The sequence below is a fragment of the Streptomyces sp. NPDC003027 genome (assembly GCF_053591435.1).
The window spans coordinates 222,517-237,735 of sequence record NZ_JBSFTU010000001.1; the positions used below are offsets into that span (position 1 = coordinate 222,517).

Annotated in this window: 14 protein-coding genes; 7 read left to right on the forward strand and 7 right to left on the reverse strand. The window is 74.4% G+C overall.

Features of this window, described 5'->3' with window-relative positions:
• Positions 1–121 precede the first annotated feature (121 nt).
• The 5 genes from ACWDX6_RS01040 to ACWDX6_RS01060 are packed head-to-tail and all read left to right on the forward strand — an operon-like array spanning position 122 to position 5,918.
• Complete coding sequence (locus tag ACWDX6_RS01040; RefSeq protein WP_451482824.1) at positions 122–1,297, forward strand: lipid II:glycine glycyltransferase FemX; 1,176 nt, start codon at positions 122–124, stop codon at positions 1,295–1,297.
• Entirely contained in the window at positions 1,294–3,051 is a 1,758-nt protein-coding gene (murJ, locus tag ACWDX6_RS01045) for a murein biosynthesis integral membrane protein MurJ (RefSeq protein WP_451482825.1), read from the forward strand. The genes ACWDX6_RS01040 and murJ overlap by 4 nt, the downstream gene beginning before the upstream one ends.
• A gap of 34 nt (positions 3,052–3,085) precedes the next feature.
• Entirely contained in the window at positions 3,086–3,781 is a 696-nt protein-coding gene (locus ACWDX6_RS01050) for a response regulator (protein ID WP_451482826.1), read from the forward strand.
• Positions 3,778–5,319: an ATP-binding protein gene (locus tag ACWDX6_RS01055; RefSeq protein ID WP_451482827.1), complete on the forward strand. Its 1,542-nt coding sequence runs from the start codon at positions 3,778–3,780 to the stop codon at positions 5,317–5,319. Before ACWDX6_RS01050 ends, ACWDX6_RS01055 begins: the two co-directional genes overlap by 4 nt.
• A complete protein-coding gene (locus ACWDX6_RS01060) occupies positions 5,316–5,918 on the forward strand; it encodes a hypothetical protein (RefSeq protein WP_451482828.1) in 603 nt (200 codons plus the stop codon). Before ACWDX6_RS01055 ends, ACWDX6_RS01060 begins: the two co-directional genes overlap by 4 nt.
• Before the next feature lie 9 nt (positions 5,919–5,927).
• Here ACWDX6_RS01060 and ACWDX6_RS01065 read toward each other — a convergent pair whose 3' ends face one another.
• On the reverse strand, positions 5,928–6,755 hold the full coding sequence (locus ACWDX6_RS01065) for a serine hydrolase domain-containing protein (RefSeq protein WP_451482829.1): 828 nt from the start codon (positions 6,753–6,755) through the stop codon (positions 5,928–5,930).
• A gap of 68 nt (positions 6,756–6,823) precedes the next feature.
• Here ACWDX6_RS01065 and ACWDX6_RS01070 point away from each other — a divergent pair, with 68 nt between their 5' ends.
• Together ACWDX6_RS01070 and ACWDX6_RS01075 are read left to right on the forward strand one after the other, a co-directional pair.
• Positions 6,824–7,237 carry a MerR family transcriptional regulator gene (locus tag ACWDX6_RS01070; protein ID WP_403288972.1) on the forward strand — a complete coding sequence of 138 codons (414 nt, stop codon included), beginning with the start codon at positions 6,824–6,826 and terminating at the stop codon, positions 7,235–7,237.
• A gap of 4 nt (positions 7,238–7,241) precedes the next feature.
• On the forward strand, positions 7,242–8,252 hold the full coding sequence (locus ACWDX6_RS01075) for an aldo/keto reductase (protein ID WP_451482830.1): 1,011 nt from the start codon (positions 7,242–7,244) through the stop codon (positions 8,250–8,252).
• Between the two features lie 73 nt (positions 8,253–8,325).
• Here ACWDX6_RS01075 and ACWDX6_RS01080 read toward each other — a convergent pair whose 3' ends face one another.
• The 6 genes from ACWDX6_RS01080 to ACWDX6_RS01105 form a co-directional block, all read right to left on the reverse strand.
• Positions 8,326–9,522: an acyltransferase family protein gene (locus ACWDX6_RS01080; RefSeq protein ID WP_451482831.1), complete on the reverse strand. Its 1,197-nt coding sequence runs from the start codon at positions 9,520–9,522 to the stop codon at positions 8,326–8,328.
• A complete protein-coding gene (locus tag ACWDX6_RS01085; RefSeq protein WP_451482832.1) occupies positions 9,519–10,499 on the reverse strand; it encodes an alpha/beta hydrolase in 981 nt (326 codons plus the stop codon). Before ACWDX6_RS01085 ends, ACWDX6_RS01080 begins: the two co-directional genes overlap by 4 nt.
• 277 nt (positions 10,500–10,776) lie before the next feature.
• Positions 10,777–11,463, reverse strand: coding sequence for a response regulator (locus ACWDX6_RS01090; RefSeq protein WP_451482833.1), 687 nt, complete (start codon positions 11,461–11,463; stop codon positions 10,777–10,779).
• Positions 11,460–12,794, reverse strand: coding sequence for a sensor histidine kinase (locus tag ACWDX6_RS01095; RefSeq protein WP_451482834.1), 1,335 nt, complete (start codon positions 12,792–12,794; stop codon positions 11,460–11,462). Before ACWDX6_RS01095 ends, ACWDX6_RS01090 begins: the two co-directional genes overlap by 4 nt.
• A gap of 231 nt (positions 12,795–13,025) precedes the next feature.
• Complete coding sequence (locus ACWDX6_RS01100) at positions 13,026–13,877, reverse strand: DUF4429 domain-containing protein (RefSeq protein WP_451482835.1); 852 nt, start codon at positions 13,875–13,877, stop codon at positions 13,026–13,028.
• A 75-nt stretch (positions 13,878–13,952) separates the two neighbouring features.
• On the reverse strand, positions 13,953–15,164 hold the full coding sequence (locus ACWDX6_RS01105) for an alpha/beta hydrolase (protein WP_451482836.1): 1,212 nt from the start codon (positions 15,162–15,164) through the stop codon (positions 13,953–13,955).
• Positions 15,165–15,219: the final 55 nt, after the last annotated feature.

Genomic DNA, 15,219 nt, shown 5'->3' on the forward strand with positions numbered 1-15,219 from the left:
GTGACAAGGGCTGAAGAGGAACGGTCATCGTCCGGTCACATTCACCGCGCGGACCGGTCAAGGACGGCTGTGAGCATCCTGTGCGCCCCCGACCGAGGGGCGGAACCAGGAGGCTCACGTTGTGTCAGCTCTGCTCATGACGGCCGCACCGCACCGCGCCCCCCTCACCCCGGAGCCCCTCACCGCCGAGGCGTACCGCTCCTTCCTCACCAGGACCGGCGCCGGTGCCGGATTCCTGCAACTCCCCTCCTGGGCCGCGGTCAAGGAGGGCTGGCGCCACCAACTCCTCGGATGGGGGCCCGAGTCCGGCGAACTCACCGGCGTCGCCCTCGTCCTGCTGCGCCCCTTCCCGGGCACCCGCAAGTTCTTCGCCTACCTCCCCGAAGGTCCGGTCGCCGACTGGTCCGACCCGGACATCGACGACTGGCTCACCCCGCTGCTCGCCCATCTGCGCGCCGCCGGGGCCTTCGCCGTACGCATCGGGCCCTCGCCCGCCTTCCGCCGCTGGAACGCCGCCACCCTCAAGGCGAACACCGGGCCCGGCCGGCGTCTCGCCGACGTCCTCGCCGACGAGGTGGACCCGCTCGGCACCGCCGTCGCCGAACGGCTGCGGGCGCGGGGCTGGCGCCGTTGCGGCGGGGACTCCGCCGAGGGCACGGACGGTGCCGACGCCCAGCCCCGCCACGTCTACCGGGTGCCCCTCGCCGGCCGCACCACCGACGACCTGTGGAACGGCCTCAACCAGGAGTGGCGGCGCAACGTCCGCAAGGCGCGCAGGGCGGGCGTCGAGGTCGTCGTCGGCTCCGCCGCCGACCTGCCGGAGTTCTACCGCCTCCTGCGGATCACCGAGGAGCGCGACGGCTTCCGGCTCGGCCGCTCCCTCGCCTACTACGAACGCCAGTACGCGGTGCTGAACGCCGAGGAACCCGGCCGGATGAAGCTCTACCTCGCCCGCCACGAGGGCGAGGTCCTCGCCGCCCACACCATGATCACCGTCGGCCGCCGGGTCTGGTACCAGACCGGCGCCAGCGCCGACCACCGCCGCGAGGTCCGCCCGTCCAACGCCCTGCAGTGGCGGATGCTGGTCGACGCCCACGCCCTCGGGGCCGACGTCTACGACATGCGCGGGATACCCTCCACCCTTGATCCGGACGACCGCGCCCACGGACTGCTGCGCTGGAAGCTCGGTACGGGCGGGGAGGCCGTCGAGACGCTGGGGGAGTGGGAGACACCGATGGACGGCACGACCAACCACACGCTGTACCGCGCCTTCCAGGCGTACCTGGCCCGCCGGTGACGGCCCTGATCGCGGAGCGCCCGACGGAGCGCCGGGCCCCGTCCGTGCTGCGCAGCGGCGCGGTCATGGCCGCCGGCTCGCTCGTCTCCCGCGCCACCGGCTTCGTCCGCTCGGCGGTCGTCGCCGCAGCACTCGGCACCGGGCTCGTCGCCGACGGGTACTCCGTCGGCAACTCCGTCCCCACGATCGTGTACATGCTGCTGCTCGGCGGCGCGCTCAACGCGGTCTTCGTCCCGGAGCTGGTCAAGGCCGCGAAGGAGCACGAGGACGGCGGCGCCGCCTACACCGACCGGCTGCTGACCGTCTGCGTCCTCGCGCTCGCCGCGCTCACCGCGGGCGCGGTGTACGCGGCGCCCGCGATCGTCGAGGCGTACACCGGCTACACCGGCGCGCAGGCGTCCATGACCGTCGCCTTCACCCGGTACTGCCTGCCGCAGATCTTCTTCCTCGGGCTGTTCACGCTGCTGGGGCAGGTGCTCAACGCGCGCGGCCGGTTCGGCGCGATGATGTGGACGCCGGTCCTCAACAACGTGGTCGTCGTGGCCGTCTTCGGGCTGTACCTCGCCGTCACCGACGGCGGCGGGCTCACGCCCGGCGAGACGGCGCTGCTCGGCTGGGGCACCACCGCCGGCATCGCGCTCCAGGCCCTCGCCCTCGTGCCGTCGCTGCGCGCCGCCGGCTTCCGCTGGCGGCCCCGCCTCGACTGGCGCGGCGGCGGGCTGGCGGCGCCGCTGCGGTCGGCCGGCTGGCTGGTGCTGCTCGTCCTCACCAACCAGGCCGCGTACTGGCTGACGACCCGGCTGGCCACGGCGGCGGGCCGCGTCGCCGAGGGCGCGGGCCTCGCCGCGTACAACAACGCCTACCTGCTGTGGGCCGTGCCGCACGGCATCGTCACCGTCGCGCTGGTCACCGCGCTGCTGCCCCGCATGAGCGCGGCGGCGGCGGACGGCGACCTCGCCCGGGTGCGGCGGGACGTGTCGTACGCGCAGCGCACCAGCGCGGCGGCGGTCGTACCGGCGGCGTGCGCCCTGTTCGCGCTGGCGGTGCCGCTGATGGCGGTCGTCTTCCAGTACGGCAGGACCGACGCGGAGGCGGTCCGGTCGATGGCCTGGATCCTGATGGCCCTCGCGCCCGGGCTGATCGCCCTGTCGGGCCAGTACGTCTGCACCCGCGCCTTCTACGCCCTGCGCGACACCCGTACCCCCTTCCTCCTGAACCTGGTCATCGCCGCCCTCAACGCCACCCTCTCGCTGACGGCCGCGACCCTCCTGCCCGCCCGCTGGACGGTGACGGGCCTGTCCCTCGGCTACTCCACAGCCCTGTGGGCGGGCTGGGCCCTCACGGCGTACGTCCTGCGCCGCCGCCTGGCCCGGCTCGCGGTGAGCCCGGCGGGGGCCTCCGACGAGGCGGCGCCGCGCGTGCCCGGCGCGGCGGACGGCCTCGTGGCAGGGGTCGGCGCCGATACGGCGTCGGGCGTCGCCCCCGCCGCCCCCGCTGTGCACCCGGCGCCGGAAGCGTCCGGGGCCGAGGGGGACGGGCGGGCGCTCGCGCGGATGCTGGTCGCGGCCGTGCCGGCGGCCGGCTTCGCGCTCGGGGTCGTCGACGCCGTCGCGCCGGCGGGACCGCTCGCCGCCGGCGGAGCCGGGGCGGTGACGATCCTCGCCGTCTTCGCGCTCCTCGCCCGCCCCCTTCGCCTCACCGAACTCCACACCCTTCTGACCACCACCGCCGGACGCCTGCGCCCTCGTCGCTGACGGCCGGCCCCCAGGACCTTGGGACACTCCACAGATGCCACGCGTGCTCCTGATAGAAGACGACCCCTCCGTCCGCGAAGGGGTCGAGCTCGGTCTGCGCCGCCGCGGGCACGAGGTCCGTACCGCCGCGACCGGCGAGGCGGGCCTCGCCGCGCTCGGCGACTTCCGGCCGGATCTGCTGCTGCTCGACCTGATGCTCCCCGGCATGAACGGGGTGCAGGTCTGCCGGCGGGTGCGCGAGGACAGCCAGCTGCCGATCATCATGCTCACCGCCCGCGGCGACGACTTCGACGTGGTCGTCGGCCTGGAGGCCGGCGCCGACGACTACATCGTCAAGCCGGCCCGTACCGAGGTCATCGAGGCCCGCATCCGCGCCGTCCTGCGCCGCATCGAGGAGCCGGGCGGCGGGCGGCCGGCGGTCGAGTCCCACGGGGAGCTGACCATCGACCGGGCCGGGCTGACCGTCGCCAAGAACGGTGAGCGCCTCGCCCTGGCGCCGTCCGAGCTCAAACTCCTCCTGCACCTCACGGCCGCCCCCGAGCAGGTCTTCAGCCGCCAGCAACTCCTCGAACACGTCTGGGAGCACAGCTTCCACGGCGACGCCCGCCTCGTCGACGCCTGTGTCCGCCGCCTGCGGAACAAGATCGAGGACACACCGGGCGAGCCCCGCTACATCCAGACCCTGCGCGGCTTCGGCTACCGCTTCGGACCGCTGCGCGGGCCGGCGTGAGCCGGGAGCCGATATCCGAGGCGGCGGGGAACGGGACACGCCCCGCCGTACCGAAGCCCCGCCGCCGAAGCGGCCGCCCCCGCGCCTTCGGGCTCCGCACCCGCCTCGTCCTCGCCTTCCTCCTCGTCGCCGCCGCCGGCTGCGGCACCACCGCCGCGCTCACCTACCGGGCCGCTCGCAACGCCATCCTCGTACAGACCCAGGACATCGCCGTCTCCCACTTCCGGGAGCAGGTCGAGACCGTCCAGGTCGGGCTGCCCGTCGACCGCGAGGTGCTCCAGGACGCGGTCCGCCGCATCGCCCGCCAGGGCAAGCCGCGCCCCTGGCGGGTCTTCGCCGAGTACGGCACCCTCCGCGTCTCCTCCACCACCAGCCCCACCTCCACCGTGGTCACCCCCGCCCTGCGCCGGACCGCCCTCGGCGCACCGCACGGCAGCTTCCAGCGGGTCGCGGCCGCCGGCCGGACGTGGCTCACCGTCGCCCTGCCGGTCGTCTTCACGCCGGGCGAGGCGCCCGGCGGGACCCGACCCTCTGGCCTCGTCCTCTACGCCGTGATGGAGCTGGACGTGGAGGAGGCCAACATCCGGGCGCTCGTCACCGCCGCCCGCGACGGCTTCCTGCCCGCCCTCGCCGTGGCCCTGTTCCCCGCCCTGTTCGCCGCCCGCAGCGTGCTGCGCCCCGTACGCGACCTGCGGCGGGCCGCGCGCAACATGGGGGAGGGCAGGCTCGACACCCGGATCCAGGTGAAAGGCCGCGACGAACTCGCCGACCTGGCCCACACCTTCAACGAGTCCGCCGCCGAGCTCGAACGCTCCGTCGTCGAACTGCGCCAGGCCGAGGCCCGCGCCCGCCGCTTCGCCTCCGACGTCTCCCACGAACTGCGCACCCCGCTCGCGGGCATGCTCGCCGTCACCGAGGTCCTCGACGAGGACGCGGACGGACTCGACCCGGACACGGCCGCCGCCGTCCGGCTGATCAGCTCCGAGACCGGCAAACTCGCCGTCCTCGTCGAGGACCTGATGGAGATCTCCCGGTTCGACGCGCGCGCCGCCGAGCTCCACACCGACGAGGTGGACGTGGCCGAGACCATCCGCCGGACGCTGCTGAGCAGACGGTGGACGGACCCGGCGCAGATCGTCACCGACCTCCCCGACGGCATCCGCGCCCGCCTCGATCCCCGCCGCTTCGACGTGGTGGTCGCCAACCTCGTCGGCAACGCCCTGCGCCACGGCCGCCCGCCGGTCACCGTCCGGCTCTCCACCGCGTTGCGCGCGGATGACGCGAGCACCTGGCTCGTCACCGAGGTCGCCGACCGGGGCCCGGGCATCCACCCCGAGGTGCTGCCGCACGTCTTCGACCGCTTCTACAAGGCCGATCAGGCCCGTACCCGCTCGGCAGGCAGCGGACTCGGACTGGCGATCACCCTGGAGAACGTACGGCTGCACGGCGGCACGGTCCGCGCCGCGAACGCGCCCGCGGGCGGGGCCGTGTTCGTGGTCGAGATGCCGCTGACGGCGGGACGGGAGGAGGAGTCGTGAGCCGGCTGCGCGGGGCCCTCGCCCCGGCCGCGCTGCTCCTCGCCACCACCGGCTGCGGCATCCAGCAGACCGACGTGGTCGAGGCGGGCCCCGGTGCGACCGTCACCGTCATCCCGCCCGGCGAGGAGCGGCTGCTGCTCTTCCTCGTCGACCGGGACGGCAGGGTGCGGCCGGTGGCCCGGTCGATGAGCGCGCCCCTGGTGCACTGGGACACCGGCCCCAGCAGCGGGAGCGGCACCGAGACGCCGGGGACATCCGCCGAAACGGCCGGCCCGGACGCCGTGGCGGGCCTGGAAAGGGCGCGTACGAAGGCCGCCAAGGCGCTCGTCGTCCTGTCCATCGGTCCGACCGGCGCCGAACGGGACGCCGGTCTCGACTCCCGGCTGCCCGACGAGGGGCAGGCCCCCGTCACGATCGTCGAACAGAGCACCCAGGGCGGCAGGACCTCGATCAGGACCTCGATGCCCGTCCGCGAACTGGAAGGGACCGCCGTCCAGCAGGTCGTCTGCACGGTCGCGTACGCCGAGGACCCCACCGCTCCACCGGAGGTGGTCCTGAGCGGCCCCGACGGCGAACTCCCGCCCGCCCGCTGCGAGTAGAGGGTTTTCTCAGGAGGCGTCCGCCGCGCGCAGCTCCGTCAGGACCGCGTCGGTGAACGGCGGCCACGCCTCCACCGCCCAGGGACCGAAGGCCCGGTCGGTCAGCGCCACGCACGCGGCCCGCGCGTCCGGGTCGATCCACAGGAACGTGCCCGACTGGCCGAAGTGCCCGAACGTGCGCGGGGAGGACGAGGCCCCCGTCCAGTGCGGCGACTTGGAGTCCCGGATCTCGAAGCCGAGGCCCCAGTCGTTGGGCTTCTGATGGCCGTAGCCCGGCAGGATGCCGGTCAGGCCGGGGTACGTCACCGTCATCGCGTCGAGCACCGTGCGGGCGTCGAGCAGCCGGGGCGCCTGCACCTCCGCCGCGAACCGCACCAGGTCGTCGACGGTCGACACCGCGTCCTTGGCGGGGGAGCCCTCCAGGGTCGTCGACGTCATGCCCAGCGGCTCCAGGACCGCCTGGTGGAGATAGTCGGCGAAGGGGATGTCCGTGGCCTTGGCGACATGGTCGCCGAGCGCCTCGAAACCGCTGTTGGAGTAGATCCGGCGGGCACCGGGCGCGGCCATCACCTTCGGCTCGTCGAAGGCGAGGCCCGAGGTGTGGGCCAGCAGGTGCCGGACGGTCGCGCCCTCGGGCCCGGCCGGCTCGTCGAGGCCGATCGCCCCCTCCTCGTACGCGACGAGGACGGCGTACGCCGCGAGCGGCTTGGTGACGGAGGCGAGCGGGAACCGCTGCCCGGTGGGGCCGTGGGACCCGGCAAGGGTGCCGTCCGCGCGGACGACGGCGGCGGCCGCGGTGGGGACGGGCCAGTTCTCGATCAACGCCAGGCTCTGCATGCGGCCGAGCCTACTTGCTCGTCGAGCCCGCTTGCTTGGAGTGCACTCCAAGGTTCTAGCGTGGGGCCATGAGCGTGATCACGGGCACCAGCTCGCAGGACCCCGCGTTTCCGCGGCCGGACGGTCAGGACCGCTACACGATCAGCGAGGTGGCCGCCTGGACCGGGCTCTCGGCGCACACCCTGCGCTGGTACGAGCGGATCGGGCTGATGCCGCACGTCGACCGTTCCCACACCGGCCAGCGGCGCTTCACCAACCGCGACCTGGGCTGGCTGACCTTCGTCGGCAAGCTCCGGCTGACCGGGATGCCGGTCGCCTCGATGGTCCGGTACGCGGAACTGGTCCGGGAGGGCGACCACACCTTCGCCGAACGGCGCGAGCTCCTGGAGAGCACCCGGCGGGACGTGCTGTCCCGGATCGAGGAACTCCACGACACGCTCGCCGTTCTGGACCTCAAGATCAGTCACTACGGAAAGGCATGACCCGATGAGCAGGATTTCCACGGTCCGGCTGGGCACGGACGGGCCGGAGATCGGCGTCCAGGGATTCGGTGCCATGGGCATCAGCGAGTTCTACGGCGACACCGACGAGGCCGCCGCCCGCGACACCCTCGACGCGGCCCTGGAGGCCGGGGTCACCCTGATCGACACCGCGGACGTGTACGGGCAGGGGGCCAACGAGGAGTTCCTCGCCCCGTTCGTCGCCGCGCACCGCGACGAGATCGTCCTCGCCACCAAGTTCGGCATCGAGCGCCGCGCCGACGATCCGCACTTCCGGGGCGTCAACAACGACCCCGCGTACATCAGGAAGTCCGCCGAGGCCAGCCTGCGCCGTCTCGGCGTCGACACCATCGACCTCTACTACATGCACCGGCGGAACCCGGACGTCCCGCTCGCCGAGTCGGTCGGCGCGATGGCGGAGCTGGTACGGGAGGGCAAGGTCCGCCACCTCGGTTTGAGCGAGGTCACGGGCGCGGAGCTGCGCGAGGCGCACGCCGTGCATCCGATCGCCGCGCTCCAGTCGGAGTGGTCGCTGTTCTCGCGGGACGTGGAGCGCAGCGCCGTCGGCGCGGCGGCGGAACTCGGCGTCACCTTCGTGCCGTACTCCCCGCTCGGCCGGGGCTTTCTGACCGGTGCCTTCGTGGACGCCTCGAAGGACCTCTCGGGCGGCGACTTCCGCCAGTACCAGCCCCGCTTCACGGGCGAGAACGCGGAGCGGAACGCGTCCCTCCTCACGCCGGTCCTGAAGATCGCGGCGGCGCACGGGGCGACGGCGGCGCAGATCGCCCTCGCCTGGGTGCAGCAGCGGTCCTCGGTGCACGGCCTGACGGTCGTCCCGATCCCCGGCACCCGCAAGCGCGCCCGTCTGGAGGAGAACGCGGCGGCCACCCGGATCACGCTGACGGAGGCGGAGCTCGCGGAACTGGAGCCGATCGCCGCCGAGGTGGCGGGGGACCGGTACCCGGACATGGGCTTCACCTCGGCGGCGCGGGAGTAACGCCGGCCGGGGCCCGCGCCGCACGGCGCACGCGCGCGATCCCGCGGTCGCGCCGTGAAGGTGCGCGGCCCGCTCACGCCAGCCCCAGGGCGAAGACCGCGAAGCCCGCCGCGAGGAGGCCCGCCGCCGCCCGCGACACCGTGCCGGTCCGCGTCCACGGGGACTCGAAGCCGCGCGCGTACCGCCCGACGAGAACGAGCAGTCCGGCGAAGAGCGGCATCCAGGCCAGCCGGGCGGCGATCCAGCCGACGGTGTCCGGCGCCCCGACCAGGCCCGGGATCTCACCCGCGTAGGAGGCGGGGATCGCGGCGGCGAGCATCGCCGTCTGGTGCCAGCACAGGATCGTCATCGCCGACAGGTTGATCACGACGACCGGCGCCCACAGCGCGGGCCGCTTCAGCAGCCTCCCCAGCCGGTCCCGCAGGAGGATCGCGGCGCCGCTCTGCGTGGCTGCGAGGGCGAGGACGAGCAGCGACGGCGGATGGGAGTTGGTACGGGCCTCGCCGGGAACGCCGACCATCGAGGCGGGGTAGCCGAAGGCGAGGAGCAGGGTGGCGAAGAGCGCCGCGCCGCCGAGCAGCAGCCCCCAGGTGTGCCGCCGGGTGATCCGGCCCTCGGCCCAGCAGACGCCGAGCTGGTAGGCGAAGAGCCAGCCGGGGAGGATGTTGAGCGTGCTCAGCCAGGACGGCACGGCCTCGGCGTACGGCCCGTAGCGCAGGAGGTCGACGACGGCGACGGAGCCGAGCAGCGGGGCGGCGGCCCAGGCGCCCGCCCGGCGGGCGGCCCGGACGCAGAGCGGGGTGAGGGCGGTGACGACCGTGTACACCCCGACGAACCAGAGCGGCTGGATGACGAGCGTGGACGCCGTCCGCAGGGTGTCGCCGGGAACCCCGAACCCGTGGTGCAGCAGCGGCAGCAGCAGCGCCCAGACGGCGGTGACGCCGAGGACCGGGCGGCCCAGGCGGGCGAGGCGCGCCGTGAGCCAGTCGCCGGTGGAGCCCTTCCTTGCGGCGTACGACAGGACGGAGGCGTAGCCGCCGACGAGGAAGAAGATCCCCAGCATCTGCAGGATCCAGCTGACCGGGGCGAGGGCGCCGAAGGCCGCGAGCGGGCTGGCGTTGTGCAGAGCTCCGTCCGGGGAGAGGGTGAAGCCGCCGAGCAGCCAGTGCCCGGTCGGCACGGCGAGCAGGGCGAGCGCTCGCAGGCCGTCCACGGCCCGGTCGCGATGGGCGGGCGTACGGGCCTCGATCTTCTCGGCGAGACGGTTCATCGGACCTCACCCCGGGCGATGGCGGCGAAGGTACGCAGGGAACGGGTGCCGGCGGCGAAGTAGCCGTCGTGGCCCCGGGCGTCGTCGGCGGGGACTCGGCGGGCACCGAAGGCGGGGTCGGTGGGGTCCTCGCCGTGGCCGAGCCCCCCGAAGCGGACGTTCGGGACCTTGCCGATCCAGTCGGAGGGGTCCTTGGCGGCCCAGACCCGAGCGGTGGTGCGCAGTGCGCGGACGTTGTCGGCGCGCATGCCGGGGGAGGCGAGGACGACGAGGTCCCTGGCCTTGAGGCCGTGGGCGGCGAGGCCGCAGACGACGGAGCCGTAGCTGTGGCAGAAGACGGCCGGCTCGGCGGCGCCGACGGCGTCGAGCCCGTCGGCGAACCGCGTCAGCCGCTCCGCCCCGGCCTCGGCGAGCTTCCCGGTGGCGGCGTCGACGCCGACGCCGACGGGGGTGGTGTAGCCCGCCCAGGCCACGACGGCGGTGTCGTCGCCCGCGGCGCGGCGCAGGGCGTCGGCCTTGTCGGTGAGAGGAGCGATGTTCCCGGCGTCGATGTCGGACCCCGGTACGACGACGGCCACGTGCTCGGCCCCGGCCAGGTCCCCCTGGACGAGGGCGACCTGGCCCCGGCCGCGGGGGTCGTAGGCGAGGATCTGGCGCCCCGCGTACCGGGGTCCGGCGCTCAGGGCGTTGGCCTCGTACCGGAGGGAGAGGGGGGCGCCGTCGAGGTTCCCGACGACGGAGGGGTGCGCGCGGGCGAGCCGACGCTGCCGGGCCGGGCTCAGCCCCCGGAAGTACGCGGCGACCTGCGCGGCCGTCATGCGGGCCGGATCGGGCAGCCCCTCCGCCCGCCAGGCCTCCGTCCCGGCCGGTACCCCGGTCACGGCCTGCTGCGCACTCCCGGACGCCCACCCGGCCGTCCCGGCCACCACCGTGGTGGTGAGCGCGGCGGTGACCAGGGTCCTCGCATAGCGGCGCATATGGCTGCCCTCCCTCTTCCTGTCTCTCGTTCGTGGCGAGAGGAAGGTAGGAAGACCAGGGGTGACGACACGTCACACCGGGGCGCCAACTCGGCGCTGCTACCGCGGTAGGGGGTGTACGGGGCGGGAACCCCCGCACGGGGGTGGGGTTTACCTCCGGGGAGAGGTCCCCGCGCAAGCGGCCGCCGGCCCCGCGCGAGGCTGCCGCGTCAGCGCCCCGCCCCGCGCGAGGCCAGTGCGCCGGCGCTCCCGCCCCGGCCCGCGCGCAGCCGTCGCGTCAGCGCCCCGCGTCCCCCGGGGTCACCAGCCCGGACTCGTACGCGAAGATCACCGCCTGCGCCCGGTCCCGCAGGTCCAGCTTGGCCAGCACCCGCCCGATGTGCGTCTTCACCGTCTGCTCGGCGAGCACCAGACGCGCCGCGATCTCCTGGTTCGAAAGACCCCGGGCGATCAGCTCCAGCACCTCCGTCTCGCGGGGCGTCAGGCCGTTGAGCCGGAGCGCCGCCCGGTCCGCGCGCGGTGCCGGGCGCGTCGCGGCGAAGTCGGCGATCAGGCGGCGCGTCACCGACGGCGCGAGGAGCGCCTCGCCCCCCGCCACCACCCGCACCGCCGCGATCAGGTCGGCCGGCGGCGCGTCCTTCAGCAGGAAGCCGGACGCCCCGGCGCGCAGCGCCTCGTACACGTAGTCGTCCACGTCGAACGTGGTCAGCATCAGCACCTTCGGCACACGCGCCACACCCGCCGGCGGCGAGAGGATCTCCCGCGCGGCCGCGAGCCCGTCCAGCTCCGGCATCCGCACGTCCATCAGCACCACGTCCGGGTGGGTCGACCGGGCCACCTCCACGCCCGCGCGCCCGTCCGGCGCCTCGCCCACCACGTCGATGTCGGCCTGCGCCGAGAGCAGCGCGGCGAACCCCGCCCGCACCATGGCCTGGTCGTCGACGATGATCACGCGGATCGTCACGGGCGTTCGTCCTCCGTACGCAGCGGGAGCCTGGCCGCGACCCGGAAGCCGCCGTCCGGCAGCGGCCCGGTGTCCAGCGTGCCGCCGGTCAACCGTACGCGTTCCCGCATCCCGACCAGTCCGTGGCCGGTCCCGGTCCCGCCCTCCAGTGGCGAAGTGCGCCCCGGTACAGGCGCGTTGACGACGAGGACGTCCAGCCGGCCGTCCTCCGCGCGGACCGACACCCGGGTCCGGGCGCCCGGCGCGTGCCGTACGACGTTGGCCAGCGCCTCCTGCACGATCCGGTACGCCGACAGGTCCACCGCCTGCGGCACCTCGCCGAGGTCCCGGAGGTCCGCCGCCATCGACAGCTCGGCCGGCACCCCCGCCCGTACCGTCGCCTCGATCAGCTGCTGCACCCGGTCGAGCCCCGGCTGCGGGGCACGCTCCCCCTCCGCGCCCTCGTTGCGCAGCACCACGAGGAGCCGCCGCATCTCGGCCAGCGACTCCCGCGCGCTCGCCGCGATCGAGGTGAACTCCTCCCGCGCCGCCTCCGGCAGGCCGGGGATCCGGTACGGCGCCGAGTCCGCCTGGACCGTGATCACCGACATGTGGTGGGCGACGATGTCGTGCAACTCCCGTGCGATGCGGGCCCGCTCCTCCAGGAGGGTGCTGCGGGCCCGTTCCTCCGCCGTCCGGCGCTCGGCGTCACCGCGCTCGCGGAGCGCCGCCGTGATGAGCAGGACGACCCCGCTCAGCACGAAGAGGAGGATGTGGATGCCGTCGCTGTGCTGCCGCGAGAGCAGTTCGAAGAGGAACCCGGCGGCGCCGGTCACCAGCCACACGCCCAGCAGCGCCCGGCGCGACTCGCGCAGTCCGAGGGCGAGCATCAGGGCGAGATAGCCGATGACGACCATCGGCGTCCAGGGCCAGGAGCGCCCGTCGAGGCCGTCCGCCGGAAGCATCAGCAGCGCGCCGGCGATGTCGGCGGTCCCGATGATCCACCACGCCTGGAGGGGGCGGGTCACGGCGAGCAGCAGGGGCGCGGCCTGCGCGGTGGCGAGGGCACCGGCGAGGGCGCCGTTGACCTGGTAGTCCTGGACGAGGACCGTGATCGTGACGGGGAGCAGGGTGGCGACGAAGGCGAAGGCGACACCGTAGGGGAGCTGCCGCAGCCAGCGCTTCCGCGCCTGCGCGAGCAGCGGGGCGCCCGGCTGGGTGGGCGTCGCGAGCGCCAGGCCGAAGGCCTGCATGACGTCCCGGGCGGGGACGAGCAGCCGCGCGGCGCGCGCGGCGCGGGACGGGAGCGGGGCGGGCTCCGGGGGCGCGGTGTCAGGGGTGTCGGTACGCATGGCCCGCTCAGGTTAGGCAGAACGGACGCGGCGGAGCGTCATACCGAGGTGCTGGACCCGGACGGGTACCGGGGTATGAGGCGGGCAGGGGCGACCGCCCACCGGGGAGGCCGCCCGCCGCTCCCGAAGGACGACCGCCCACGGGCGAGGCCGCCCGCTCGTGCCGCCCCGCCGCGAGCCCCCCGCCGCCGCCTGTGCGCCCCGCCGCGAGCCCCCCGCCGCCGCCCCCCGTCACAGCTGCGCCAGCAGCTCCGCCTTCTTCGCCGTGAACTCCTCGTCCGTCACCAGGCCCGCCTCGTGCAGCTCCCCCAGATGCCGGATCCGTTCGGCCACCCCCGCGGGGTCGAACCGTTCCGCCTCCAGGGGTGCCGCCGCCCGCCCCGCGCCCCTGATCGCCGCGAGGACCGCCGCCGCGAACGGCAGGGACTCGTGGACCAGGCCGTATCCGAGGCCGAAGACGACGGCCGCCGGGTCCCGGTCCGCCTGCGCGTGGCGCGGCCCGCCGCCCCGGGGGAGCAGCCGCAGGTACCCGTCGAAGACGTCCGGCGAGCGCCATTCGACTCCGCTGAGCTCCCGTACCGAGAAGGTCTGGTCACCCGCCTTCCACTTCTCCGAGGACGCGCCCGTGCCGAACCAGCGGAACGAGACCTCCGACGAACCGTCGAAGATCGCCTTCCCGTCGAAGGCCTTGAAGGACTGCGGTCCTTCCGGCGCCGCGACCAGGAACCTGTCCGCCGGGCCCGCGTCCGGCGTGAGCAGCGCTCTCAGTTCGTCCCCGTAGTACTCCGCCAAGGTCTCCCGTTCGGCCGGCAGCACCAGCCGGTACGGGTCGCGCCCTTCCTTCAGCTGCCCCGCGGCCGCCTCCATCAGGGGATCGGCGCCCGGTCTGGGCACCGCGTGCAGCACGACCGTGCCCCGCTTGCCCGGGGCGAGCGTCACCGACGCCAACGCCTCGTGCGGGATGCGTCGTTCGCGCAGCGTCTGGAACAGTTTCGGTGTGCGGATCCCCCGTTCGAAGCGGATGACGACGGCGTCGCTCTCGAACTCCCAGGTGGCATGAATTCCGGCCAGCACATCACCCATGTGCCTCATCGTATGCGGCGGGCGCCCGCGCGTCGCCCCTCAGCGGTGGCCCGGAATTCGCGGGCTCTACGCGCGTCAGACACCTTCCGCACCGGAGATTCCGCTGAGGCAGGCGCTGTCGGCGCTCGCGCAGATGAGGCCGCGGTACGAACCGGTGCCTATCGCGGCGAAGTTGTCGAGGCTGTCCGTGCCCGGCTCGAAATAGCCCGCGTGTCCGGTCGCCCCCGCCGCCGACAGCAGCCGTGCCCCGAAGCCCGGCTCCGCCGGGTCCGCTCCGTGCCCCACCCCGCCGAGGTGCAGGTTGGGTACGTCCCCGATCCAGTCGTCCGCGTCCCGCATCGCCCACACGCGGGCGCGGGTGGCCAGTTCGGCCGCGCTCTCCACCCGCATGCCGGGGCTTCCGGCGACCGCCACGTCCGTCACCCGGGCGGGGAGCCGGGGGGCGGCGACCCCGCACAGCACGGAGCCGTAGCTGTGGCAGAAGAGGCTGACGCGCGAGCCGCCGGGCAGGGCCGTGACCATGTCCACCAGGCGTACGGAGCCGATGGCGGCGAGTCGGCCGATCGCCGCGTCGATGCCCACCCCGACGGGCGCGGTGTAGTCGGCCCAGGCGATGACGGCGGTACGCGTACGGGGCGCGGCCCGGCGTTCGGCGGCGTACAGCGATTCGGCCATCCCGGCCGGTGCCGAGTACTTGCGGTGGGTCTTCTGGAAGGTGAGCAGGTTGGTGTCGACGCCGGGCACGATCACCGAGACCCGCTGCGCCCGCTCCAGATCGCCCAGCACCTCGGCCGTACGGCCGGGGCCGGTCGGGTCGAAGGCGAGGATCTGGCGGCCTTGCCGCATGAGGGACGTGAAGCGGTGCACCCGGCGCAGGGCTTCGTGGCGTCCGGTCGCGGAGAGCCGGGGATCGTCGACCCTGCCCCGCTCGGCGCCGAGGGCGCGGGCGAGGGAGAGCCGGTTGGCGCGGTAGCGGAGGGTGAGGGGCGCGCCGTTGAGGTTGCCGACGACGAAGGGGTGCGCGTCGGCGAGCCGGGCGCCCTGCGCCGGGCCGATCGACCGGAAGAACGCGGCGATCGTACGGGCGGGGGCGGCGGGGTCGGGCAGCGCCCGGTGTCCGATCCTGCCGTGGGCCCAGGAGGCGAGCGCTGTCTCGCGCATCCCCTCTGGCCCGCGCTGATCACGCAGGGTCGTCCAGCCGGTGGTCGCCAGGAGGACGAAGGCCACGGCGAGCGCGAGCAGCAGGCGCCAGAGGGAGAGAGCGGGGGAGGAGTCGAAAGAAGTCACTGCGCCACACCCTAGAAGACGCGTGGAGGGCGCCGTGCGCGCGGTGACCGGGATC

What these genes read in the sequence shown, in the direction of transcription:
- ACWDX6_RS01050 (WP_451482826.1), top strand. Translation starts at nt 3,086, where the DNA reads ATGCCACGCGTGCTCCTGATAGAAGACGACCCCTCCGTCCGCGAAGGG.
- ACWDX6_RS01065 (WP_451482829.1), bottom strand. Translation starts at nt 6,755, where the DNA reads ATGCAGAGCCTGGCGTTGATCGAGAACTGGCCCGTCCCCACCGCGGCC.
- ACWDX6_RS01070 (WP_403288972.1), top strand. Translation starts at nt 6,824, where the DNA reads ATGAGCGTGATCACGGGCACCAGCTCGCAGGACCCCGCGTTTCCGCGG.
- ACWDX6_RS01075 (WP_451482830.1), top strand. Translation starts at nt 7,242, where the DNA reads ATGAGCAGGATTTCCACGGTCCGGCTGGGCACGGACGGGCCGGAGATC.
- ACWDX6_RS01080 (WP_451482831.1), bottom strand. Translation starts at nt 9,522, where the DNA reads ATGAACCGTCTCGCCGAGAAGATCGAGGCCCGTACGCCCGCCCATCGC.
- ACWDX6_RS01085 (WP_451482832.1), bottom strand. Translation starts at nt 10,499, where the DNA reads ATGCGCCGCTATGCGAGGACCCTGGTCACCGCCGCGCTCACCACCACG.
- ACWDX6_RS01095 (WP_451482834.1), bottom strand. Translation starts at nt 12,794, where the DNA reads ATGCGTACCGACACCCCTGACACCGCGCCCCCGGAGCCCGCCCCGCTC.
- ACWDX6_RS01100 (WP_451482835.1), bottom strand. Translation starts at nt 13,877, where the DNA reads ATGGGTGATGTGCTGGCCGGAATTCATGCCACCTGGGAGTTCGAGAGC.